The following is a 23091-nucleotide window of genomic DNA, read 5'->3' as shown; positions in this document are numbered from 1 at the left end:
GTGTCTAATTTTCTTTGTCAAAAACAGGTAAATAGTTTTTGAAAGCAGCTATGATTTCATCTTTTTTATCCCCTTTCATCAATCTGATTAAAAGTTTGCTGTAAGCTCCTTTACTCAAATGAAATATAGTAGATATTCTATCTGGTAAACTCTTTCGATTATAGACTAATAATAGTTTCTTCAAATCTTTGGAATCAATTGCATCTTGAAATAAAGCCCTGCATTCTTCATAGATTTTATCTACATCAATAGAAGATAAAACATCATTTAATCCACCTTTTATTCCTTGTAAATTATAATCATTCTTTGTATAAGCTTGTAATTTGTACTGAATAATTCTTTCAGCTTTTGAAGATACTTGTACATCAAATTCTTTAACTAATTCATTTATAAGAAAGTCAATAACTTTAGTGATTTGTTCCTCAATATTTGTAAATGCTTGATGTTGAGCAATTATTCTCAATATAGGCTCAATACAAAATAAATTTTCGATTTCTGCTACTGAAATAGTAAATATCCCATGAGATTTTAATGAATCTATTTCTTCGTTTTCTTTATAATCACTATCTATTATTCCAAAAACATCTAAATGATGTAGGGTTTGATTATTTCTTAATGCTTTTGTGGCTTCAATAACTTTATCAGCTCCTCCTCTAGGAATTACATTAAAATCTGGATAAACTAATTCGTAAATGGAAACGTCGTAACTACCATACTCTCCTTCACAAAATATAATTTTTTTTCTGGTGCCTAAAATTTCTAATAATAGAGGCTCAGGGAAAATTGTACTATCATTTATTTCTTCATAATTCCATGATGTTCCACCATTATATGATTTTATCCAAAATTTATGGCAATCGGTTCGTGAAGCTGCAAAATCTAAATCATGAGTTATATATATAATCAATTTATCTTTACAGTATTGTTCAATTTTATTATAAAGAGTGCTAATTATTGATTTATGTAGATGAATTTCAGGTTCATCAATTATAATAATGGATTGATCAGAAACTACTATACATTGAGCAATTAAATAAAGGATAACTCGCTCACCATCGCTAAGTTCTCTGCCTTTTATTTCTGTGTTATTATTCACAACAAATATTTGATGATCTTTAAAATGAATTATTGAATGTGGTAGAACATCTGTCCAAATTTTTTCAATAATTTCTACGGGACCTTCTGGTATAGGTATGTTTGTATCGATGTTAAGTCTTGTATTTTCTTTAACCTCAGCGACATAATCACTATCTCTTTTATTCTGTAATGCAAAAATTAGTGTTATTAAAGCTGTATAATTATTAAGAACATTAACGGAGGCATTTCCTTGACCTAAATTTTTAAATTTATTTTTCAAATCTTGTTGTGCAGTTGAAATAGCCTTTGGCTCAAGAGATGTTGGAATGCTTAAAAATCTTTGCGCACTGATTCTAAATACTTCTTCTTTTTGCGCACTGATAAAAGCCCCTAATCTGGTCTTTCCAGATCCATTAGCTCCAACAAATACAATATTATTTTCGGTTTCAAATGAAAATTGTGTATTATTTCCTTCTTTATTAGGAAGATTTATTTTGAAAGGCATAATTTTTTAGTTTTCCGAAATTTAACAAATATTTTAACATCTGCTACAAATACAAATGTCTTTATGTCTATATATCTATTATCTAACATCTCCCTTCTAAATTCTCAAATCTAAAATGTATCTTTGCGGGCTGTAAAAGAGAGCCATGAAATTTGATTTACTTACAAAAGACCCGCAAAGCAAAGCAAGAGCCGGAGCTATAACTACCGACCACGGGGTTATAGAAACGCCTATATTTATGCCTGTGGGTACGGTAGCCTCGGTAAAAGGGGTACACCAGCGTGAACTGAGAGATGATATAAACCCTGATATTATATTAGGAAATACTTACCACTTATACCTGCGTCCGCAAACGGAAATACTGGAAAAGGCGGGAGGGCTGCACAAGTTTATGAATTGGGACAGACCGATACTTACCGATAGCGGAGGGTATCAGGTATATTCGCTTTCGGCAAACCGAAAGATTAAAGAAGAAGGCGTAAAGTTTAAATCGCACATAGATGGTTCGTACCATTTTTTTTCACCTGAAAATGTGATGGAAATCCAGCGTACCATAGGGGCTGATATTATTATGGCTTTTGATGAGTGTACGCCTTACCCATGCGATTACCGCTATGCCAAACGCTCGATGCACATGACGCACCGTTGGCTGGACAGGTGTATTACACATTTGGAAAAACTACCGTATAAATATGACTACAGCCAGGCATTTTTCCCGATAGTGCAGGGGAGTACTTATACTGATTTACGACAACAATCGGCAGAGTATATTGCTAATGCCGGAGCGGTAGGTAATGCCATTGGCGGATTATCGGTAGGTGAGCCTGCCGAGGAGATGTATGCTATGACCGAAGTAGTATGCAACATACTGCCCGAAGATAAACCTCGCTACCTGATGGGAGTGGGTACACCCATTAATATTTTAGAGAATATTGCACTGGGTATAGATATGTTCGACTGCGTAATGCCTACGCGTAATGCGCGTAATGGTATGCTGTTTACTGCCAATGGTACTATCAATATCAAGAATAAAAAGTGGGAGGATGATTTTTCTCCTATCGATGAAATGGGCATAACCTTTGTAGATACCGAATATACCAAGGCTTACCTGCGACACCTTTTTGCTGCCAACGAGTATTTGGGCAAGCAAATAGCCACGATACATAACCTTGGTTTTTATATGTGGTTGGTTCGTGAAGCAAGAAAGCATATCTTAGCGGGAGATTTCCGCGAGTGGAAAGATATGATGGTAAAAAATATGAGCCAGAGGCTTTAATTTTAGAATTCAGATTTTAGAATTGAGATGTTAAACAAGTTTTATTTGAAGATGAATAAAGTGAAATACTCAATACTAATATCTCATTACTAATTACATGAAAATAATAGACTGGTATATCCTGAAACGGTATTTGGCAACATTTTTTGTAATGTTGCTGCTGTTTATTCCTATTGGTATAGTAATAGATGTATCAGAAAAAATAAACAGGATACTTGCTAATAAAGTTCCTTTTATAATGGTTGCATCTTATTATTTCGACTTTACGATTTATTTTGCCAATCTGCTTTTTCCTATTTTTCTTTTTCTCTCGGTTATCTGGTTTACATCCAAACTTGCCAATAATACCGAGATTATTGCCATATTAAGCTCAGGAATATCATTCAACCGTTTCCTTCGCCCTTATATTATCGGTGCTACATTCATTTCGTTACTCGCTTTAATGATGGGATTCTTTTTTGTGCCAAAAGCCAGTAAAGGGTTTAACGATTTCAGGTACAAATACCTTAGTCGTAAAGAGGTTAGGCAGAGTCAGGAAGTGTACAAACAAATAAGCCCCGACGAGCAGATATATGTGAGCAGCTTTAACTATGTACAAAAAAGAGGATATAACTTTAACCTGGAAAAGTTTAAGGATAATAAGATGCTCTACAAAATCAGTGCAACATCTATAAAATGGAATCCTGAAGACAGTACTTATACATTATATGGATATAATAAAAGAACCATAGGTAAAGTTAACGATTCGCTCCAGTCTGCTGCCGAAAAGAAATTTAAGTTTAATTTTGAACCTGACGATCTTACTCCCGCAGTATATGTAGCCGAAACGATGACACTGGGCGAGTTAAACCGCTTTATAGAAAAGGAGCGGGCGAGTGGTTCGGCTAATATTAACACCTACCTTGTAGTTAAATATAAAAAATACAGCATACCTGTTTCTGCATTTATACTTACGGTTATTGCCGTTGCTGTTTCGTCTATGAAACGCAGGGGCGGTATGGGCGTAAACCTTGCTATGGGTATAGGGCTTGCCTTTACCTATATATTCTTTGACAAGGTTTTTGGTACAATGGCTGAAAAGTCGAGTATTCCGCCACTTATTGCCGTATGGTTTCCTAATATAACATTCGGCATACTTGCCATTTTCCTGCTGCGCAATGCTAAGCGATAACCAAAAGAGTTACTTACAGCTTCATTTTATAGTATTTATATGGGGCTTTACGGCAGTGCTGGGAGCATTAATATCGCTTGATGCCTTACCCTTGGTATGGTTCAGGATGTCTATTGCAGTATTGATTATTTTACTTTATATCTTCATCAAACGAATACCGCTAAAAATTCCTCCCAAAACACTCATAGGTTTTCTTATAGCAGGCTTAATTATAGCGTTGCATTGGCTCACATTTTTTAAAGCCATAAAGGTTTCCAATGTGTCCGTTACGCTGGCTTGCCTCAGTACAGGGGCTTTTTTCACCTCGTTGTTAGAACCGGTTTTTTTCGGACGAAAAATTATATGGTATGAAGTTGTCTTCGGGTTGTTAGTAGTGGCGGGGTTATACCTCATTTTCCGTTTCGAAGGAAATTATATCGATGGTATCATACTGGCACTCACATCTGCATTCCTCTCAGCCGTTTTTTCCATAATTAACGGTAAATACGCTAAGCTGCACAATCCGTCAGTAATATCGTTGTATGAACTTTTCGGAGGAGTATTATTCCTTTCCGTATATTTATTATTTGCAGGAAGTTTTACTGCTGAGTTTTTTCAAGTTTCGGCAACCGACTGGATTTGGCTTTTTGCACTTGGCTCTTTTTGCACGGCATATGCTTTTATCGTATCGGTAGATGTAATGAAGTTTCTTAGCCCCTATACCGTAATGCTTACTATAAATTTAGAGCCTGTATATGGTATTATTCTTGCCCTGATTGTGTTTAAAGAGAAAGAAAAGATGAGTTGGACTTTTTATATTGGTGCGGCAATAATAATAACAACGGTGATTATGAACGGTGTACTTAAAAAATATACCAAAACCGCAAAGTAATTGATAAGGTTTAGTTTCTATGTAATCTTAAACTTTTATCTTTGTAGTTCGAACCAAAAGTAAAATTTTGTTGGTACTATGGAATATTTAGACTTTGAACTGCCTATAAAAGAGCTTGAAGATCAGCTCGAAAAGTGTACACTTATAGGTGAGGAATCGGATGTTGATGTATCTAATACATGCAAACAGATCGAAAAAAAACTGGAAGAAACCAAGAAGAAGATATATAAAAATCTTACCGCCTGGCAAAGGGTACAACTGTCCAGACACCCCAGCAGACCTTATACTATGGATCATGTAAGGGCACTTATGGGCGATACTTTTTTAGAGCTGTTTGGCGACAGGGGCTTTAAAGATGATAAAGCAATGATAGGCGGGCTTGGTAAAATAGCAGGTCAGTCCTTTATGGTTGTTGGGCAGCAAAAAGGCTACAATACCAAAACAAGGCAATACCGCAACTTTGGTATGGCTAACCCCGAAGGATATCGCAAAGCATTGCGCCTTATGAAAATGGCAGAAAAGTTTGGCATTCCCGTTATTACCCTTGTTGATACTCCCGGTGCCTATCCGGGGCTTGAAGCTGAAGAGCGCGGACAAGGAGAAGCCATTGCCAGAAATATTTTCGAAATGGTACGACTGAAAGTGCCTATCATTACCATTATTATCGGTGAAGGGGCATCCGGCGGAGCATTAGGTATAGGTGTGGGCGACAGGGTATATATGTTGGAGAATACATGGTATTCTGTTATATCTCCCGAATCGTGTTCATCCATACTATGGAGAAGCTGGGAGTTTAAAGAGCAGGCAGCCGAAGCATTGAAGCTGACTTCTTTTGATATGAAGAAACAAAAACTGATAGATGATATTATTCCTGAACCGCTTGGAGGTGCTCATTATGACAGGGAAACGACCTTTAAAAATGTGGAAAAATACATCATGAAAGCATATGCCGAATTAAAAGACTTATCAACAACCGATTTATTGGCAAAAAGAATGGATAAGTACAGTAATATGGGCGAATTTAAAGAATAGTAAGCCATTTCGGGAAAATACATCCGAAGCCTTACAGCTTCGGATTTTTTTTGACTTATCAACAGTTAAGGCATGATTTATGAACACCTTATCAACACATTTGCCTTAACAATTTCTTAAACTACCCATTTCAATTTTAATTACTTTAGCAGCATGGAAAATATCAGAAGTATGAACCCGATAAGAGTTGACAAATCAACAATTATCAATTTGGAGAAAGGTAAATTGCCCCCGCAGGCTCTTGATTTGGAAGAAGCTGTTTTGGGAGCAATGATGATCGACAAAAAGGGGGTTGATGAGGTTATCGATATTCTTCAGCCCGATGCTTTTTATAAAGATGCCCATAAGCATATTTATGAGGCTATTGTTCAGTTATTCAACGATACACAGCCCATAGACTTATTAACAGTTTCGGCACAACTTAAAAAGAGTGCAAAACTGGAATTGGCAGGAGGTGATTTTTACCTGATACAGCTTACCCAAAAAATATCATCGTCCGCACATATTGAGTTCCACTCAAGAATTATATTACAGAAATTTATACAGCGCAGTCTGATAAAAATTTCGAGTGAAATCATTGAGGAATCGTATGATGAAACTACCGATGTTTTTGATTTATTAGATAAAGCCGAATCGAAACTATATGAAGTAACACAAGGTAACATCAAACGAAGCTCTGAAACCGCGCAAAGCCTTGTAATACAAGCGAAAAAACGTATTGAAGAAATAGCCGGTAAAGAAGGTTTAAGCGGTGTTGCAACAGGTTTTAACGATTTAGATAAACTAACATCCGGTTGGCAACCCAGCGACCTGATTATTATAGCGGCAAGACCGGGTATGGGTAAAACGGCATTTGTACTCTCTATGGCGCGTAATATTGCTATAGATTTTGGGCATCCTGTGGCATTATTCTCGTTGGAGATGTCATCAGTACAGCTAATTACCCGTTTAATATCAAGCGAAACAGGTTTATCATCAGAGAAGTTGAGAACGGGTAAACTCGAAAAGCATGAGTGGGAGCAATTGAGCATCAAAGTGAAAGATTTGGAGAAAGCCCCGCTTTATATAGATGATACACCGTCGCTATCAATATTCGACCTAAGGGCAAAAGCAAGGAGGCTTTCCTCGCAATACGGAATAAAACTGATTGTAGTTGATTACTTGCAGTTGATGACAGCGGGTGGCAACGGTAAAAATGGCGGTAACAGAGAGCAGGAAATATCTACTATTTCGCGAAACCTGAAAGCCCTGGCAAAAGAGCTTAATGTACCGGTTATTGCACTGTCGCAGTTATCGCGTGCGGTAGAAACACGTGGTTCGAGTAAAAGACCTTTACTTTCGGATTTGAGGGAATCAGGAGCGATAGAGCAGGATGCGGATATTGTATCGTTCATCTACCGTCCGGAGTACTATAAAATAGATGAGTGGGATGATGAAGAACGTTCGCCTACGCAGGGGCAGGCAGAATTTATTGTGGCTAAACACCGTAATGGTGGTTTGGACAACATAAGGCTTAAGTTTATAGGGAATCTTGGTAAATTTGATAATCTTGACGATTTCGGTTCGCCGTTTGATGAGCTACCCTCCAGTATGAACGACAATAGTACTGCGTTTATCACTAAAAACCTCCCTTCGGCAAATGATGCTTTTGGCAGTAACATGAATAGTAACAGTGGTAATGATGATGATGTACCATTTTAATAAAATAATATTTTAAGAGAACGATTATGAATGACAACAATGATATACAGATAATAACAGAAGAGATACGCGAAATGGCAGTTTTTGAAGCTGAGTTACTTGTTGCTCAATAAATTTGTATCTTTACATAAAATGTATGGGCTATGGAAACGATTCATTTAAAAATAAATCCCGGTGTTTATGACCGTGTAATAGCGTTGTTACAGCAGTTCAATCCTAAAGATGTGCAAATTGTATCGGAGGAATATTTAACAGCAAAAGCAGAACTTGACGAAACCCTGAAGTTAATTGAATCTAAGGATATGAAGTTATATTCAGTTAGTGAATTTGAGGATTAATAAACATAGAGAAAATATAAAGTAAAAAGCGTATCGGTATAACACCGATACGCTTTTTTTATTTACTTAACTAAAAAATATTAATTGAGCTGCATTGCAGCTTCTCTGTCAGCAATTAGCTGTTCAGCTTCTGCAATGGCGTTTACTGTTTTTATAACAGAGTCGGGCGTTACCGATATACTGTCGATACCCAAACTTACCAGGAATTGCGCAAAATCAGGGAAATCTGATGGTCCTTGTCCGCAAATGCCCACTTTTACACCTGCTTTTTTAGCCGAAGTAATAAGCATTTCCAGCATTCGTTTTACAGCAGGGTTACGCTCATCATACAGGTGTGCCACTAATGATGAATCCCTGTCCAGCCCTAATGTAAGTTGCGTAAGGTCGTTACTTCCTATAGAGAACCCGTCAATGTGTTCTGCAAACTCGGCAGCCATAAGTATGTTCGACGGTATTTCTGCCATCAGGAATAGTTCAAGTTCCTGCTCACCACGTACTAAACCATACTCTTTCATTACTTCCGTCACCCGGATTAACTCTTCTACCGTACGACAGAAAGGAATCATAACCGTAACATTTTTAAGCCCCATTTCCTCACGCACTTTTTTAATAGCTCGGCATTCCAGCCCAAAAGCTTCTTTATACGCCTCAGAGTAATAGCGCGAAGCACCACGCCATCCTATCATTGGGTTTTCTTCATTAGGCTCATAATATTTACCACCCAGCAGGTTGTAATATTCATTAGTTTTAAAGTCAGAGAAACGTACTATGGTTTTGTGAGGGTAAAACGAAGCGGCAATCTTGGCAACACCATCAGCAAGCTTGTCTATAAAAAAGGTTTCTTCGTCAGGATATCCTGTAATTTTCTTTTCTATTTCAGCTGTTAGTGCTGCATCATTAAGGCTTCGGTGGTTCATCAATGCCAGCGGGTGTACTTCTATATAGTTGTTTATAATAAATTCCTCGCGTGCTAATCCTACACCTTTGTTAGGCAGGTGAGAAAATTGGAATGCTTTACCGGGAGAGGCTACATTCAGCATAATATCAGTTTTTACTTTAGGTAAAAGACTAAGGTCATGTTCTTTTTCAACATACTTTATTTCCCCTTCATAAATGTAACCTTTATCACCTTCGGCACATGATGCTGTTATCATCATCCCTTCTTTTATTATTTCGGTAGCATTACCACAACCCACAATGGCAGGAATACCCATTTCGCGGGCTATAATAGCGGCGTGGCAGGTGCGCCCGCCTTTATTGGTAATAATAGCCGAAGCCATTTTCATAATAGGCTCCCAGTCAGGATCGGTCATTTCGGTTACCAATACAGAACCCGGAGTAAACTCATGCCCTTCGGTAACCCTTTTATCCATAGAGAATATGATGTTGGCTTTACCGCTGCCTATTTTGTCACCTACAGCTATACCTTCGGTAATTATTTTATCATGGCGTGTTTCATCTTCCATTATATACTCGGTAATGGTAGTAATCTGCTCTTTTTGCGAGTGTATGGTTTCCGGTCTTGCCTGTACTATAAACAGTTCTTTAGTTAACCCGTCTATTGCCCATTCTACATCCATAGGAGTCCATTTGTCTCTTATTTTAGTATAGTAATCTTCAATAATAACAACCCATTTGGCAAGTTTTATAACATTTTCTTGGTTTAGGCAAAAGCGTGTACGGAATTTTTCTTCCGTAGGAATTATTTTAACCCTTTCGTCACCACCTTCACCATATATCATCATTTTATCTTTGTTGCCCAGCTTCTTTTCGATTACAGCTTCATAGCCTTCTTTCAATAAAGGTTTGAATACGATAAACTCATCCGGCGATATTGCCCCCTGTACCAGCATTTCTCCAAGCCCGTAAGTACCATTTATCACTACGGCATCTTTAAAACCACTTTCGGTATCGATAGAGAAAGCAACGCCCGAAGTGCCTAAATCACTACGTACCATTTTTTGTACACATACTGATAGTCCTAAATCTAACAGGTCGTATCCGAAGCGATGCCTGTAGCTTATCGCCCTGTCGGTAAATAAAGAGGCAAAACATTTACGGATACTGTCCATAAGCATTTGCGGTCCGCGAACATTCAGATAGGTTTCCTGCTGTCCTGCAAAAGACGCATCCGGCAGGTCTTCGGCAGTAGCCGAGCTGCGCACGGCAACATCTGTCATTTCCTGTCCGTACTGTTGCGAAAGTTTTTCATATTGAGCTGTAATTTCAAAACTCATGGTTTCAGGAAACTTACCATTCAGGAAAGCCTGCCTGATGTGCATACCGCCCCTTCGCAGCGACTCTATATTTTCATAATCAATACTATCAACGGTTTCGTTAATGGTTTTGTCGAGCGCATTATAATCAATAAATGCCCTGTATGCCGCTACAGTAACTACAAATCCGTCGGGTATATTAACCCCAAGGCTTGTAAGGTTTTGCAGCATTTCTCCTAATGAGGCATTTTTGCCTCCAACGCGATGAATGTCGTTAATGCCTACATTTTTTAATAGCAGTGTAAATTCCATAGTGTGTTGTGAGTGTTAGTAAGTTATTAAAATCTATTTAATAAATCCTCTTTGTTAAATAATGCGCAAATGTATGTGCTTTTTTAGGTTAACGAAAACGTTTTAGTTTAGTTTTTTATTAAATAATTCTCAAAAACAGGTGTTTTTGTAATCATCTATGTATTTTTAATGTAAACTAAAATAAAACGAGCACTGACGGAGTTAATAATAAAGACAAATCATTTTCCTATCTTTGAAATAAATCTGCTGAAAATGAAGAAGAATATTATTATAATGTTTTTCCTGACGGTAATGACCATAGGCGCAAAAGCATCGATGATATTGTTGCCTATGGATGAAACCTCTCAGGTAAACCACCTGAAAGCCTACGGTATTACCTATTGGACACTCGATAAAAACTACAAGGCAAGCTGGCTGCTCAATTACAGAGGAGGTTCTTTTTTATTGCCCGACACTGAAGAGATAAGACGTGAATGCCAAATACGCGGGGTTAGTTTTGAAATATTGAGCGATGCTGAAGCCAATGGTATATTGGATGAAATAAGCAGCCCGTCGCAAAATATGGAAACGGTAATACTGGAAAAAGCTCCTAAAATAGCAGTCTATTCACCACCGGGCAAACAACCTTGGGATGATGCGGTTACACTGGTACTTACCTATGCCGAAATTCCGTTTACTACCATATATGATGAAGAGGTATTAAGTGATGCATTATTGCTATATGACTGGTTGCACCTGCACCATGAAGATTTTACGGGGCAGTATGGTAAATTTTTCGGGGCATACCGCAATGCACCGTGGTATATGGAACAGAAAAGGGAGGCGGAAGAACTTGCTGCAAAACTGGGGTATAGTAAGGTGTCGGAAGAAAAAATGGCTGTTGCCGATAAAATACGCGATTATGTTATAGGCGGAGGTTTTATGTTTGCCATGTGTTCGGCTACTGATAGTTTTGATATTGCACTCTCTGCCGAAGGAGTAGATATTTGTGAGCCGATGTTTGACGATGATGCCAGTGATGCCAACTATCAGTCGAAAATAGACTATAATAACTCTTTTGCTTTTAAAGATTTTATACTGGAGCGTAATCCTATGGCATATGAGTTTTCGGATATTGACACAACAAACGACAGGCGGATATTACCCGATAATGATTATTTTACTTTAATGGAATATTCTGCCAAGTGGGATCCTATACCGTCAATGCTTTGTCAAAACCATACCCAGTTGGTAAAAGGCTTTATGGGGCAGACTACGGCTTTTAGAGGTGATAAAGTAAAATCGAATGTATTAGTAATGGGAGAGAATAAGCAGAATAATGAAGCCCGCTACATACACGGTACTAAGGGTAAGGGTATGTTTACTTTTTATGGCGGTCATGATCCTGAGGATTATCAACACAGGGTGGGGGATGCTCCAACGGTGCTGGACTTGCACCCTAACTCGCCCGGATACAGGCTAATACTTAATAATGTACTTTTCCCTGCTGCAAGGAAAAAGAAATTGAAAACCTGATTTTATGCTGCTGTTAAGCCTAATACTTATACTACTGCCTAATACAATATTTATCTTTACAGTCTATGGTAATTTAAATCATAAGCGTGTTATTTTTGTTTCAAAGAGACCAAACCTTAAAGAGATTAATAGCGTCCTTTCCGGAGAGGAGATACTACCGATGGTAAGAAACAGAATAATCAGATTTAAATTTTTATATATTTTTTACCTGACTATAGTTGCTTTCGCTATTGTTACCTATATAGCTGTTTTGTTTATTGTTTAACCGTTACAGGTATTTCTCCATATACATAACGCCCGCCTATTTTCTCTACATTCACATTTACATCAAGGTCATCGTTAGTGCTTATCTTAACTAAGTTTACGTCCATTGGAGCAGCAGATTTTACTGTTACATTAATACTCCCGTCTTCATTAACAGGTACTACTGCATAGTTACTATTTATCGGAGCTATGAAATTATCAGAGCTATTGGCATAGGCTTTAGGTATAATATCAATTTTTTCCAGAATGTTAATTACTAAGCAAGCAGCAATAACGGTAAGAACAATTTTGGTATAACGATCGGTTTTCATACTATGAATTTTAAGTTTTAATTGCTAAAAATACTTAAAATCAACAATATATGAGCGTTAATTTTATATATTTGGTAAAATCATTATCGATGAAAAAAGTATTAATACTATTACTTTGCTTTATTGCCCAGTTCGCAAAAGCTCAAAATGGATATCCGGTGCCACCTGTAGATTCCAAAAGGCTTTTTTATATACAGCATAGTAATAACCATAATACTTATGTATATGATGCGGGGATTAAAAACGGAAAGTTAGATGATGAAGAACCTGTTGTAGTATATCGCATTGTTTATACCAAAGGAGGTATTAAAGATGATTTAACCGTCATACAACGAACAATGGCTTATGGTGTAGAGCTTGATACAACTGCTGAAAAATTATGTACGTTTACATTAGCAGCCTATCCGGAAAAAAAATTACGGTTAGAGATAGGTAAAAATGGCGAACCGTATGTAACAGTAAACGTAAACGGTAAAAACATTATCCTGAAAAAAATGTTTTTGTTTGCCAATAAAACAGGAACTAAAGTAGAGTATATTGATTTTTACGGAAAAGATATAACGAAGGGAAAAGATGTTGTAGAACGGTTTTATCCTTCATAAAATTAAGGAGAGAAATAGTAATTATAAAAAATACTTTATATTAAAAACAATAAACCCGCTCATTGAGCGGGTTTATTTATAAGTAAGAAATAAATATATTGTTGTTATAAAACGTTTTTTATTTAACCTGGTTTACTATTGCAGTAAACACTTCAGGGTGGTTCATGGCAAGGTCGGCAAGAACTTTACGGTTCAATTCGATACCTGATGCTTTTACTTTACCCATAAATTGAGAGTAACTCATACCGTGAAGCCTTGCACCTGCATTAATACGCATAATCCATAAAGCGCGGAAGTTTCTCTTTTTTTGTTTTCTGTCGCGGTAAGCATAAACCATTGCTTTTTCTACCGCATTTTTGGCTACTGTCCAAACGTTTTTACGTCTTCCAAAGTATCCTTTGGCTTGCTTCAATACTCTTTTTCTACGAGCTCTTGATGCTACTGAATTTACTGATCTTGGCATAATTTTCTTTGTTTTTGTAGCAGGCGTTCTGTTGTTTACAGAAACTTAATAGGCCATACTCCAGGGTTATTAATTTAGTTAACCGAAACAGGATATTACTTTATAAGTAATTGCTGTTTGATACTCTTCTCATCTGTTTTGTGTACCAGCGTTGAGTGAGTAAGTGCAAGCTTACGCTTTTTACTTTTCTTAGTCAGGATGTGACTTTTATAAGCGTGCTTTCTTTTGATTTTTCCGGAGCCTGTAACTTTAAAGCGTTTCTTGGCACTGGATTTAGTTTTCATTTTAGGCATTTTCTTCCTGTATTTAATTTATTCTTACTTACTTTTTGTTTAGTCATAAAGTTTTAAGTTTTTTAAAGTCATAAAGCCCTGTTCAGGACTTTAGACATTATGACTTATAACTTTCTTTAAGACAGTCTTTGTTTATTTCTTCTTCTTAGGAGCGATAAACATAATCATCCTTTTACCTTCAAGTACCGGCATCGATTCTACCTTGCCATATTCCTCAAGGTCTTGTGCCAACCTAAGGAGTAATATTTGCCCTTGCTCTTTATAGATGATGGAACGCCCTTTGAAAAATACAAATGCTTTTAATTTAGAACCTTCTTTAAGGAACTTTTCAGCATTCTTTTTCTTAAATTCATAATCGTGCTCATCCGTTTGCGGCCCGAAACGTATTTCTTTTACCGTAATCTGGGTAGATTTCGCCTTCAGCATCTTCTCGCGTTTCTTTTGTTCGTAAAGAAACTTCTTATAATCCATTATTTTACATACGGGTGGCTCGGCATTAGGGGATATTTCTACTAAGTCAAGCTCCTGTTGTTCGGCCATTTGCAGGGCAACCGATGTTTTATACACTCCGGTTTCTATATTTTCTCCCACAAGCCTCACTTCAGGTACACGAATGGCATTATTAGTCCTGTGTGCGTCTTTCTTTTCTACTCGAGGTTGAAAACCTCTGTTGTTTCTTATAGCTATGGCTTTAAAATTTTAAATTAAACTTCTTAAAAAGGTTTTAATGTTTTATTGATTTCTTCTGCTACTACAGAAGCAAATTCTTCAATTGTCATGCTTTGGTTCGACTTACCTGCATCGCCATGACGACGTACAGAAATCGTACCATTCTTCTCTTCTTCCTCACCAACTATCAGCATAAACGGCAGTTTCTGTACTTCAGCTTCGCGAATTTTCTTACCAATAGTTTCGTTTCGGTTATCAATTAGGGCGCGAATTTCGTGATTTTCCAGCAATTCTAAAACTTTTTTAGCATAATTTTCATATTTCTCACTAAGCGACAGTATAATAGCCTGCTCCGGCATGAGCCAAAGCGGGAAGTTTCCTGCCGTATTTTCAAGCAAAATTGCAATAAATCGTTCCATTGAGCCAAATGGCGCGCGGTGAATCATTACCGGGCGGTGCAACTCGTTATCAGCACCTTTGTAGGTTAGTTCAAAACGTTCCGGCAGGTTGTAATCTACCTGGATAGTACCCAACTGCCATTGGCGACCCAGTGCATCCTTAACCATAAAGTCGAGCTTAGGACCATAAAAAGCAGCCTCACCATATTCTACAACCGTGTTAAGACCTTTATCTTTCGCGGCATTAATAATAGCACTCTCTGCTTTCTCCCAGTTTTCGTCAGAGCCAATGTATTTATCCCTGTTCTCCTGGTCGCGAAGCGATATCTGTGCGCTAAAGTTGTCAAAGCCAAGTGAACCGAATACATACAATACCAAGTCGATTACTTTTTTAAACTCTTCGTCAAGCTGATCGGGTGTACAGAAAATGTGTGCATCATCCTGAGTAAAGCCACGTACACGCGTTAAACCGTGCAGCTCGCCACTTTGCTCATAACGATATACGGTACCAAACTCAGCGTAACGCTTTGGTAAATCTTTGTACGACCAAGGCTTGCTGTTGTATATCTCGCAGTGGTGCGGACAGTTCATCGGTTTTAGTAAAAACTCTTCACCCTCGTTAGGTGTGTGTATCGGCTGAAAGCTATCAGCACCGTACTTGGCATAATGCCCCGATGTTACATATAGTTCTTTTTGCCCAATGTGCGGTGTTACTACCTGCTCATATCCGGCTTTCTTTTGGGCTTTTTTCAAAAACTGTTCTAAGCGATCGCGCAGCGCAGCCCCTTTTGGTAACCATAAGGGTAACCCCTGACCTACTTTTTGCGAAAAAGTAAACAATTCTAATTCTTTACCCAGCTTGCGGTGGTCGCGGCGTTTTGCCTCTTCCAATAACTCAAGGTAATCGGTTAAGTCCTTTTGTTTCGGGAACGAAATTCCATACACGCGCGTAAGCTGTTTGTTTTTCTCGTCGCCACGCCAGTAAGCACCCGCAACGCTCATAATTTTCATTGCTTTGATGATACCTGTGTTGGGTATGTGCCCGCCACGACAAAGATCGGTAAAGGTGCTGTGGTCGCAAAACGTAATAGTACCGTCTTCCAGGTTTTCTATCAGTTCTACTTTATAAGGGTTGTTTTCGTTTTTATATAGTTCTAATGCCTCCGCTTTGGTAGCCGAACGCATGGTAAACTCGTGTTTTTCTCTCGCAATGGCAAGTACTTTATCCTCTATGGTTTTAAAATCTTTATCGGTAACCACATGGTCGCCAAAATCTACGTCATAATAAAATCCGTTATCAATGGCAGGACCAATAGTGAGCTTAACACCCGGATACAACTCCTGTAATGCCTGTGCCAAAACGTGCGAAGAGGAGTGCCAAAAAGCTTTTTTACCCTCTTTGTCATTCCATGTATATAATATTAGCGAACCGTCCGTCGTTAGTGGGGTTTTGGTTTCAACCGTTGTACCATTAAAAGTAGCCGAAATAACATTTCTTGCTAAACCTTCACTAATGCTCATGGCAACGTCATGGGGAGTTACCCCGGCGTCGAACTTCTTGACTGAACCGTCCGGTAATGTAATATTTATCATGGTTAAAATTTTATGGATAGCAAAGATAGGGGATTAGGGGGATTGATGCAATATGATATTGATGTTGATTTAAATATTCTATGCAATAATTCAATTTTCATTTTGTCCTTCTCTATGTGTCGCTTCATGCGTTGTATTTGAAAGGGATGAATCGGCACTATTAAAACATACAGTTGGTAAATAGTTTTCACTAAATTTCTGCTGTATAGGGTTATACCATTGAACTTTTACAAAATCAGAGCAAGTAAGTCGTTTAGGCTTTCCGTCGTTGTAAAATAAATCATTAGAGTTTTCCTTTTTATATCCAATAGCAATAAAATCAGGCGTTGCAAAATTTACAACATATTGTACTGTTTCTCGCTCAATAGTAGTAGGCTCCTCATTGTCTTTACTTATTTGTGTAGTAGTTATAGTTACAGTTGAAGATCGCTTTTTTGATAATTCTAATTTTTGGGTTCTAAAAAAAATTCTCTCACCATACTTGTAACTAAAACTGCTAGTATTATTCCCTAAGTTTAGTGCCTCTGCTTTTTCAAGTACACTTTCATAGAGATGACTTTCTATAAACTCACTCTTATTATCATCAAAATATAAGCAGATATATTTTACTTTTTCAGCTATTTGTTCTCCTGTAATATCATCATGAGTTTTTTTCTGTTTATTTTCAAATAGCACCTCTTTAACAATCATAATAGGTGGAATATATTTTCCATCACCTTTAATTGTATTGCTATATAATAACTGATGATTTTTTAATACAACTAAATCACCAAGATTGAATTTATTTTCTAGATTAGGCATAATATAATTGTTTAATAATTTTGTTAAAAATAGCAAAAAAATGATACTTTTACAGATGTAAGGAAAGTTCTTTAGTCAAGAATAAAACATTTATTGAACTAATGTAAATTTATATTTCACTTAATTCAGACCTAATAATATATAGGGATAATAAATATGTGGATTAGGTAATGTGTAAACTTTCTGAATTATCAATGAAGAAATCGATTTAATCATTGCTAATGTCAGAAACTTTAGTAATCTGCCTACAATTCTGTGAGCAGCAGGCTTTCCCTTTAGGAGAGTGTGTATTTGAAACATTATTATTAAGGTATTGATTATATATATACTAAGGTCTATATGGACTGGTAAAGTTACGTACAAATGAAGCGGGAATCGAGAACTCGGTTAATGGTTCAATCATTATTAATGATGTAAGTTTTACTCTAATAAATCCGTTTAGAACTTTCCTTATCTTTTATGGAACAAAAAGATTGGTTTAAAGACAGAGGATATCCTCATTTTTCTAATAAAACGCCTTTATCAGTACGAAATGATGTTGAAAAATATATTTCGAATGCTGATAATGTTGCGAAGCATTCTTTTTATCCCCTTATTTTTAAAGAGATTAAGCAAAGGAGGTATAAGCTCTCAGATTTTAATGGTAGAGAGCTGCGTTCACACAAAAAACTTAAAGATGGTAAAGCAGTAAGCAATACCAAAATTAGAGAGATTTTATATGCAACTCATATCGATGCACATATTTACTCATTTTATACTCAAAAGCTATCTGAAAAATATGAAGAATATTTAAAGCAAAATATTCATATTTCAAATTCTGTATCAGCATATAGGCAAATAAGAACATTATGCGATACCAAGTTTAAAAATAATGTTCATTTTGCAAAAGATATTTTCGACGAGATAAAGAATAGAGAAGACTGTGTTGCCTTGTGTTTTGATGTTGAAAATTTCTTTCCGAGCTTAGACCATAGAAGGTTAAAGTTAATATGGGCAAAAATGCTGGGCTGCAAAGCACTCCCTAAAGACCATTACAATGTTTATAAGGCTGTAACAAGATTTTCTTATGTTAAGCTTAATGATTTAAAAATCAAGCATGGACATTTTGATGAAAAAGAATTATCTAAATATAGAAAACTTGGTAAAAATACATTCTTCGAGAGTATAAGGGATTTAGTAGAATCAGATATAATCATTCATAAAAATCAAAAGAAAAATAGTGAAGGGAAATTAATGGGTATTCCGCAAGGGCTTCCTATTAGTGCAATTTTAGCGAATATTTATATGCTACCTTTTGATACTGCGATTATAGAAGAACTTACTGAGAAATATAATATTTTTTATCGTCGCTATTCTGATGATATAGTAATACTTTGCAAACAAAGTCAAATAGACTTTGTTGAAGATTTTGTAAAAAATCAGATTGAAAATATTAATCTCATTATTTCAATTCCTAAAACAGAGATTACTGTTTTTAAGTATCACAATGGTAGATTACAAAGTTTTAGAAAACAAGGAGAGGTGTTAAAAGAGAATGTACCATTAAATTATTTAGGTTTTGAGTTTTATGGTTATCAAACATTAATTAAATCTAAAAATCTGGCTAGCTTTTATCGTGATATGAAAGACACTATAAGAAGAAAGCATAAGAGAGTAGAAAAAATAAAAGAAAAGTATCTTTTAGATGATGCTCCTGTTTTTAAAAGGAAAGTTTACAGACTGTATAGTTTTAAGGGGGTTAAAACGAGAAAATTACCTGCAAAGAGAGCCGAGTTTAAAAATGGTAAGCTAGTTGTAAAAAAATATGATAGGAAATTTAGGGGGAATTATCTTCGGTATGCATACAGGGCATCTGAAGAATTAGAGGCTCCAGAAATTAAGAAGCAAGTTCGAAATCATTGGAAAATATTACAGGCTACTTTAAAAAAGTATGATTTTTCAAATGTGAAAGAAGAATAAGTTATTCATAAAAAAAATCCGCTGTAAAGCGGATTTTATATTTTAATCATCGTCGTCGTCGTCTTGGCTAGTATTGGTATTGCCTCCGCTGTCATTACGTATCTCGGTATGACGAATTTCGCCTCCTGTTGTACCGGCATTACTGCCCAAATATATAACCACAAGGCTAAGCACCAGTGTAAGCACGCTTATAGTGTTGTCAAATGTTTTTCTTTTTATATTAGCCCAAAGCCCCAACAGTGCCAGCCCGCCAAGCGCGTACGAGAACAGTATAAAAACTTCGGCAGCCTCTTCGTGTTCGTGTATAATAGAGTGGTCGGCAAGGTTAAGGTGTTCTACCACTTCTTCGGCACCCTCGCCCGAAACCGCAGCGGGTATAGTGCATAGCGCACCCAGTATAAAAATACAATATGCCACACGCTGTACAATAGCCGAACGCGTAAGCAAACCGCCAGCCATAACAAGAAAGCCAACTACAGGAATAATAATAGGGAGGTGGTTTACCACAAGATGAAAATGTGCATCGTTCATAATAACTGATTTTTGATAGTATAAAAGTAGCGATTTTTATACTTTAGCGTGTATGATGCGTTAAGAAATAAGCAACCTTTAAGAATCGGGCAGGATACTTTGTTGATTATCAATTAGCATATAAAAATCCGTTCAATCAGCTAAATCCGTGTTATCCGCGTTCCTTTTGCAGCATATTCTTCATATAGCTGCTTCGTTCCTCAGCATGACAAATCCGCAACCCGAAACTATTTAAACACCGCATTAGGGTTTTCTAAATTATCCAGCTTTTGCACATACTCCTGTGGCAGTAGGCTAAGCCCGTACTGGTAGGAAGCATTCATCCACCCAAAACCCGATTTGGTTATATAGGCAAACTCAGTACCTACATTGCCATATTCGGCATATACTTTATGGGTACTTGCCACTACGTCATATTTTTCGGGTATTGTACCGTTATAATCTACCGCATTTTGGGTTATGGTCCACAGCCAGCGGTATATCATTTCGATAGCTTCGTCATTATATCCATAATTTATAAGTCCTTTCCATAACAGCATTTGGTGCGGAGCCCATCCGTTGGGGTAGTCCCACTGGCGTTGCACCTCGTTGGCAGCATATTTTTCTGTCGAAGCCCTGCTCGAGGCAAGTATGCCGCCTTGTGCTTTTAGCTCACTCATTAATATGGGTACTATTTTAGCAGCCTCTTCATCGGTACACAAACCTGCCCAAAGCGGAAAGAAGTTAGTGGCAGCCATAAAATCGGTTCGCCTTTCCGTTTTGGTATTATAGTCAAAATAGCATTGTTTTTTGTTATCCCACAAGTACTGCTTCATACGCACTTTTCGAGTAGCGGCTTTTTCGTGCCAGTATTTGTCAGTATAAGTTGTTCCGTTTTGGGCGGTAAAACTCCCGTTACAATAAGTAGTGATTAAAAACTCAAAATCTTTTTCATACTTATATAATAATGAGTTGATATCTACACAGTTCAGGTCGGCAGCCACATTATCCAATCGCCATGTAGTATCGTGCCCGCTTTCGCGAAGCGTGCGGTCATGCACAAAATAGCGGTCGAGGTCGGCATCTTTAATTTCGCCACTTTTATATTTTTCTTCAAAAGTAAGTACAGATAAACCATAATCGTCGGCATACTCCTGTAATATAGTCCTGAAATGACCCGGTTCCGTTTCGGGCGGAATGCCAATACCTTCGGCATAATACCGATTCAGTCCCGTTTTCGGCGTATAACGTTTACCGCTCATCCATACCTGCTCATATTCCTTTATGGCTATCGAAAGGCTGTAGGCAAGCCACTCTCTGTTTGCTTCTTTATCGGGCATAGCGGCGTATACCTCCCGTATAAAAGATGATAAAAATGGCGGTTGGGTACGCGTAAGGTAATACGAACGGTTGGCATTTAATATTTTACCATAATGTTCTACCTGATAGCAAAAGTTATCTACCATTGCTTTGGCAAGGTCTAACCTGTCATCCAAAAGAAGCCCTACGCCTTCAAAATAGCTGTCCCAGCCGTACATCTCATTAAAGCGTCCGCCGGGTACTACAAAAGGCACGCCTTTACCATTTTCTATTTTTAACGATAATATACCGGGATGCCTATTAATAGAGCGTACATATTCAGGAGTAATTACAGGTGGCAGTATTACCACTTCCAGGTTACGCCTCGTTTTTTGCAGTTCCATAAAATAATCAATACCCACACTATCCTTATAAGGTACATAAATGCGCTGATGCTCATCGTGCATTTTTTCATCTTCCATAATACGCTCCAACCCCGTTGCATCTATGGTGCGGGTAAGGTCGTCCCAAAAATGAGTGCGAATGCGCCGGGATATACGCTCGGCAGGAGGCTCCTGTATTTGGCTTAATGTAATAATGAGGTTTTCCTGATGCTCCTCATGGGCAATGGCAAGTTCCTGCAAAAGGTTAGATAAATAGTAAATATTCCGTAGTATCACAGTGTCGCCATTAGTGCTCACCATATAATAATCCTTTTGCGGAGCATCATCTTTAGTTATTTTTTTATCACCGTCAGTATCATAGCCTGCCAGTAAGTCCTCCATAGTCTTATTTACAGGTAAGTTAAAAACAGTTTGATTTTCAATAAATTTTTTACTGCAATTCATACACAAGCATACTGTAAGAAGCGTGGCTAAAAGTAAACCAACCTTCTTAATGTTATAAATTAATATTGTTTTTGGGTAGGCAATCATTAAATAAATTAAAAAAAAGCTAAACCATAAAAGTAATAAATTTCTGTAGTTTAAACTATTTACACGCTTTGCTTAACATATCCTTAGCGCGTTTTTAACGGATTGAAAAATTCTTGGCGTAATTTTTAAATATTTGTTATTGTTTAATAGTAAATACGGAAATACTTTGTTATCGAAGAAATCGTAGATTGAAATCCAATATTAACTTTTAATCAAAATTCGAATTGACGATTTTTTGTTTTTAAATTAATTTTTATATTAGCAGCATAAAAATTAACAAACCAGTAAAATATTTAACAATGAAGAAAATTACTACAATTCTAATGATGTTTATTGCTTTATCATCTTTTGCGCAATTAAAAGTTAGCGATACAGAATACATAGACGAAGTTGGTAAAGTTGGTGCGTTTGGACTTCCTTACAACGCAAGAATCACTAAAAGTAATGGTGTGTGTAAGTTTGAATACAAGGATTCGAATTACCAAACTACTGATGTTTACAAATCATTTACATTTAAAGAGTCAGATTTAGACGCGCTATATGATATGTTTAGAAATAACATAAATGCTGAGGACGGGGTTGATAAAACGATTGAATTGGAAGATGAAAGCATTTTGTTTATTTCATACAGGAAAACCATGGGAAAAGTCTATGCTTATGTAGAGCACAAAGATATTTACGGTACTCGCAAACTACCTTGGCTAAATTACAAACAAGTTGATAAGTTGTTTGGTAAGAAAAATAAATAATAAATTTTTGTATTCCATAAAACCTTGCCTTTGCAAGGTTTTTTTATTGCTTTTAAAATTTTGTAAAAAATATTTCAATGTAACCATAAAGTAGCCAGAGTATTAAAAAAAAGTTACGAGAGTGTATTAAAAAAAGCCATACTATTCCTTGCGAGAGAAAAAAAAGTACTTACATTTGCACCCGCAATCAAGGCAACGCTCTGAAAAAAACTGAGAATAAAAAAAGGCAAA

Annotated in this window: 20 protein-coding genes; 10 read left to right on the top strand and 10 right to left on the bottom strand. The window is 36.8% G+C overall.

The features are described from left to right. Window positions 1–4: 4 nt before the first annotated feature. Entirely contained in the window at window positions 5–1582 is a 1578-nt protein-coding gene (locus tag E0W68_RS00100) for a DUF4435 domain-containing protein (RefSeq protein ID WP_135217386.1), read from the bottom strand. A gap of 145 nt (window positions 1583–1727) precedes the next feature. Here E0W68_RS00100 and tgt point away from each other — a divergent pair, with 145 nt between their 5' ends. The 6 genes from tgt to E0W68_RS00070 all read left to right on the top strand — a co-directional run bounded on the left by tgt (window position 1728) and on the right by E0W68_RS00070 (window position 7971). After that, complete coding sequence (gene tgt / locus E0W68_RS00095; protein WP_135217385.1) at window positions 1728–2858, top strand: tRNA guanosine(34) transglycosylase Tgt; 1131 nt, start codon at window positions 1728–1730, stop codon at window positions 2856–2858. A gap of 97 nt (window positions 2859–2955) precedes the next feature. Next, on the top strand, window positions 2956–4029 hold the full coding sequence (locus E0W68_RS00090) for an LptF/LptG family permease (protein WP_135217384.1): 1074 nt from the start codon (window positions 2956–2958) through the stop codon (window positions 4027–4029). After that, window positions 4016–4900 carry a DMT family transporter gene (locus tag E0W68_RS00085; RefSeq protein ID WP_135217383.1) on the top strand — a complete coding sequence of 295 codons (885 nt, stop codon included), beginning with the start codon at window positions 4016–4018 and terminating at the stop codon, window positions 4898–4900. Before E0W68_RS00090 ends, E0W68_RS00085 begins: the two co-directional genes overlap by 14 nt. A gap of 78 nt (window positions 4901–4978) precedes the next feature. Next, window positions 4979–5932, top strand: a complete 954-nt coding sequence (locus tag E0W68_RS00080; RefSeq protein WP_135217382.1) for an acetyl-CoA carboxylase carboxyltransferase subunit alpha — start codon at window positions 4979–4981, stop codon at window positions 5930–5932. A gap of 153 nt (window positions 5933–6085) precedes the next feature. Next, window positions 6086–7633, top strand: a complete 1548-nt coding sequence (gene dnaB / locus E0W68_RS00075) for a replicative DNA helicase (protein ID WP_135217381.1) — start codon at window positions 6086–6088, stop codon at window positions 7631–7633. A gap of 143 nt (window positions 7634–7776) precedes the next feature. Further along, on the top strand, window positions 7777–7971 hold the full coding sequence (locus tag E0W68_RS00070) for a tRNA pseudouridine synthase A (protein ID WP_135217380.1): 195 nt from the start codon (window positions 7777–7779) through the stop codon (window positions 7969–7971). A gap of 80 nt (window positions 7972–8051) precedes the next feature. Here E0W68_RS00070 and ppsA read toward each other — a convergent pair whose 3' ends face one another. After that, the gene (ppsA, locus tag E0W68_RS00065; protein ID WP_135217379.1) at window positions 8052–10499 is read right to left on the bottom strand and encodes a phosphoenolpyruvate synthase; all 2448 of its coding nucleotides are present in this window, start codon (window positions 10497–10499) and stop codon (window positions 8052–8054) included. Window positions 10500–10751: 252 nt separating this feature from the next. Between ppsA and E0W68_RS00060 the strand changes: the two genes are divergently transcribed. Continuing rightward, window positions 10752–12014 (top strand): asparagine synthetase B, encoded by a 1263-nt coding sequence (locus E0W68_RS00060; RefSeq protein WP_162074517.1) that lies wholly within the window; start codon window positions 10752–10754, stop codon window positions 12012–12014. 254 nt (window positions 12015–12268) lie between these two features. On the opposite strand, the gene E0W68_RS00055 is transcribed toward E0W68_RS00060, so the two are convergent. Beyond that, entirely contained in the window at window positions 12269–12589 is a 321-nt protein-coding gene (locus tag E0W68_RS00055; RefSeq protein ID WP_135217377.1) for a hypothetical protein, read from the bottom strand. Between the two features lie 89 nt (window positions 12590–12678). On the opposite strand from E0W68_RS00055, the gene E0W68_RS00050 reads away from it, so the two are divergent. Continuing rightward, window positions 12679–13191, top strand: coding sequence for a DUF4833 domain-containing protein (locus tag E0W68_RS00050; protein WP_162845780.1), 513 nt, complete (start codon window positions 12679–12681; stop codon window positions 13189–13191). Between the two features lie 118 nt (window positions 13192–13309). On the opposite strand, the gene rplT is transcribed toward E0W68_RS00050, so the two are convergent. From rplT to E0W68_RS00025, 5 genes are all read right to left on the bottom strand, one after another. Continuing rightward, window positions 13310–13654, bottom strand: a complete 345-nt coding sequence (gene rplT / locus E0W68_RS00045) for a 50S ribosomal protein L20 (protein WP_135217375.1) — start codon at window positions 13652–13654, stop codon at window positions 13310–13312. A gap of 95 nt (window positions 13655–13749) precedes the next feature. Continuing rightward, a complete protein-coding gene (rpmI, locus tag E0W68_RS00040) occupies window positions 13750–13947 on the bottom strand; it encodes a 50S ribosomal protein L35 (protein ID WP_135217374.1) in 198 nt (65 codons plus the stop codon). Between the two features lie 132 nt (window positions 13948–14079). Further along, the gene (infC, locus tag E0W68_RS00035; RefSeq protein ID WP_205435313.1) at window positions 14080–14628 is read right to left on the bottom strand and encodes a translation initiation factor IF-3; all 549 of its coding nucleotides are present in this window, start codon (window positions 14626–14628) and stop codon (window positions 14080–14082) included. A 32-nt stretch (window positions 14629–14660) separates the two neighbouring features. Then, window positions 14661–16607 (bottom strand): threonine--tRNA ligase, encoded by a 1947-nt coding sequence (gene thrS / locus E0W68_RS00030; protein WP_135217372.1) that lies wholly within the window; start codon window positions 16605–16607, stop codon window positions 14661–14663. A 90-nt stretch (window positions 16608–16697) separates the two neighbouring features. Further along, the gene (locus E0W68_RS00025; protein ID WP_135217371.1) at window positions 16698–17408 is read right to left on the bottom strand and encodes a hypothetical protein; all 711 of its coding nucleotides are present in this window, start codon (window positions 17406–17408) and stop codon (window positions 16698–16700) included. Window positions 17409–17867: 459 nt separating this feature from the next. Here E0W68_RS00025 and E0W68_RS00020 point away from each other — a divergent pair, with 459 nt between their 5' ends. After that, window positions 17868–19367: a reverse transcriptase domain-containing protein gene (locus tag E0W68_RS00020; RefSeq protein WP_135217370.1), complete on the top strand. Its 1500-nt coding sequence runs from the start codon at window positions 17868–17870 to the stop codon at window positions 19365–19367. A gap of 42 nt (window positions 19368–19409) precedes the next feature. Here the strand turns inward: E0W68_RS00020 and E0W68_RS00015 are convergent, their stop codons facing one another. Together E0W68_RS00015 and E0W68_RS00010 are read right to left on the bottom strand one after the other, a co-directional pair. Continuing rightward, the gene (locus E0W68_RS00015) at window positions 19410–19898 is read right to left on the bottom strand and encodes a hypothetical protein (RefSeq protein WP_135217369.1); all 489 of its coding nucleotides are present in this window, start codon (window positions 19896–19898) and stop codon (window positions 19410–19412) included. A gap of 227 nt (window positions 19899–20125) precedes the next feature. After that, a complete protein-coding gene (locus E0W68_RS00010; protein ID WP_225990321.1) occupies window positions 20126–21961 on the bottom strand; it encodes a trehalase family glycosidase in 1836 nt (611 codons plus the stop codon). A gap of 449 nt (window positions 21962–22410) precedes the next feature. Between E0W68_RS00010 and E0W68_RS00005 the strand changes: the two genes are divergently transcribed. Next, a complete protein-coding gene (locus E0W68_RS00005) occupies window positions 22411–22860 on the top strand; it encodes a hypothetical protein (RefSeq protein ID WP_135217367.1) in 450 nt (149 codons plus the stop codon). The last annotated feature ends 231 nt before the right edge of the window (window positions 22861–23091 follow it).

It is taken from the genome of Flavobacterium salilacus subsp. salilacus, assembly GCF_004634195.1.
Classification (GTDB): Bacteria; Bacteroidota; Bacteroidia; order Flavobacteriales; family Flavobacteriaceae; genus Flavobacterium; species Flavobacterium salilacus.
The sequence above is the reverse complement of the archived record's forward strand: the minus strand, read 5'-3'. Positions and strand labels throughout refer to the sequence as shown.

What these genes read in the sequence shown, in the direction of transcription:
- dnaB (WP_135217381.1), top strand. Translation starts at nt 6,086, where the DNA reads ATGGAAAATATCAGAAGTATGAACCCGATAAGAGTTGACAAATCAACA.
- E0W68_RS00005 (WP_135217367.1), top strand. Translation starts at nt 22,411, where the DNA reads ATGAAGAAAATTACTACAATTCTAATGATGTTTATTGCTTTATCATCT.
- E0W68_RS00100 (WP_135217386.1), bottom strand. Translation starts at nt 1,582, where the DNA reads ATGCCTTTCAAAATAAATCTTCCTAATAAAGAAGGAAATAATACACAA.
- ppsA (WP_135217379.1), bottom strand. Translation starts at nt 10,499, where the DNA reads ATGGAATTTACACTGCTATTAAAAAATGTAGGCATTAACGACATTCAT.
- E0W68_RS00070 (WP_135217380.1), top strand. Translation starts at nt 7,777, where the DNA reads ATGGAAACGATTCATTTAAAAATAAATCCCGGTGTTTATGACCGTGTA.
- E0W68_RS00080 (WP_135217382.1), top strand. Translation starts at nt 4,979, where the DNA reads ATGGAATATTTAGACTTTGAACTGCCTATAAAAGAGCTTGAAGATCAG.
- E0W68_RS00025 (WP_135217371.1), bottom strand. Translation starts at nt 17,408, where the DNA reads ATGCCTAATCTAGAAAATAAATTCAATCTTGGTGATTTAGTTGTATTA.
- E0W68_RS00060 (WP_162074517.1), top strand. Translation starts at nt 10,752, where the DNA reads ATGAAGAAGAATATTATTATAATGTTTTTCCTGACGGTAATGACCATA.
- E0W68_RS00050 (WP_162845780.1), top strand. Translation starts at nt 12,679, where the DNA reads ATGAAAAAAGTATTAATACTATTACTTTGCTTTATTGCCCAGTTCGCA.
- E0W68_RS00085 (WP_135217383.1), top strand. Translation starts at nt 4,016, where the DNA reads ATGCTAAGCGATAACCAAAAGAGTTACTTACAGCTTCATTTTATAGTA.
- E0W68_RS00090 (WP_135217384.1), top strand. Translation starts at nt 2,956, where the DNA reads ATGAAAATAATAGACTGGTATATCCTGAAACGGTATTTGGCAACATTT.
- rpmI (WP_135217374.1), bottom strand. Translation starts at nt 13,947, where the DNA reads ATGCCTAAAATGAAAACTAAATCCAGTGCCAAGAAACGCTTTAAAGTT.
- tgt (WP_135217385.1), top strand. Translation starts at nt 1,728, where the DNA reads ATGAAATTTGATTTACTTACAAAAGACCCGCAAAGCAAAGCAAGAGCC.
- E0W68_RS00015 (WP_135217369.1), bottom strand. Translation starts at nt 19,898, where the DNA reads ATGAACGATGCACATTTTCATCTTGTGGTAAACCACCTCCCTATTATT.
- E0W68_RS00010 (WP_225990321.1), bottom strand. Translation starts at nt 21,961, where the DNA reads ATGGAGGACTTACTGGCAGGCTATGATACTGACGGTGATAAAAAAATA.
- E0W68_RS00055 (WP_135217377.1), bottom strand. Translation starts at nt 12,589, where the DNA reads ATGAAAACCGATCGTTATACCAAAATTGTTCTTACCGTTATTGCTGCT.
- rplT (WP_135217375.1), bottom strand. Translation starts at nt 13,654, where the DNA reads ATGCCAAGATCAGTAAATTCAGTAGCATCAAGAGCTCGTAGAAAAAGA.
- E0W68_RS00020 (WP_135217370.1), top strand. Translation starts at nt 17,868, where the DNA reads ATGGAACAAAAAGATTGGTTTAAAGACAGAGGATATCCTCATTTTTCT.
- thrS (WP_135217372.1), bottom strand. Translation starts at nt 16,607, where the DNA reads ATGATAAATATTACATTACCGGACGGTTCAGTCAAGAAGTTCGACGCC.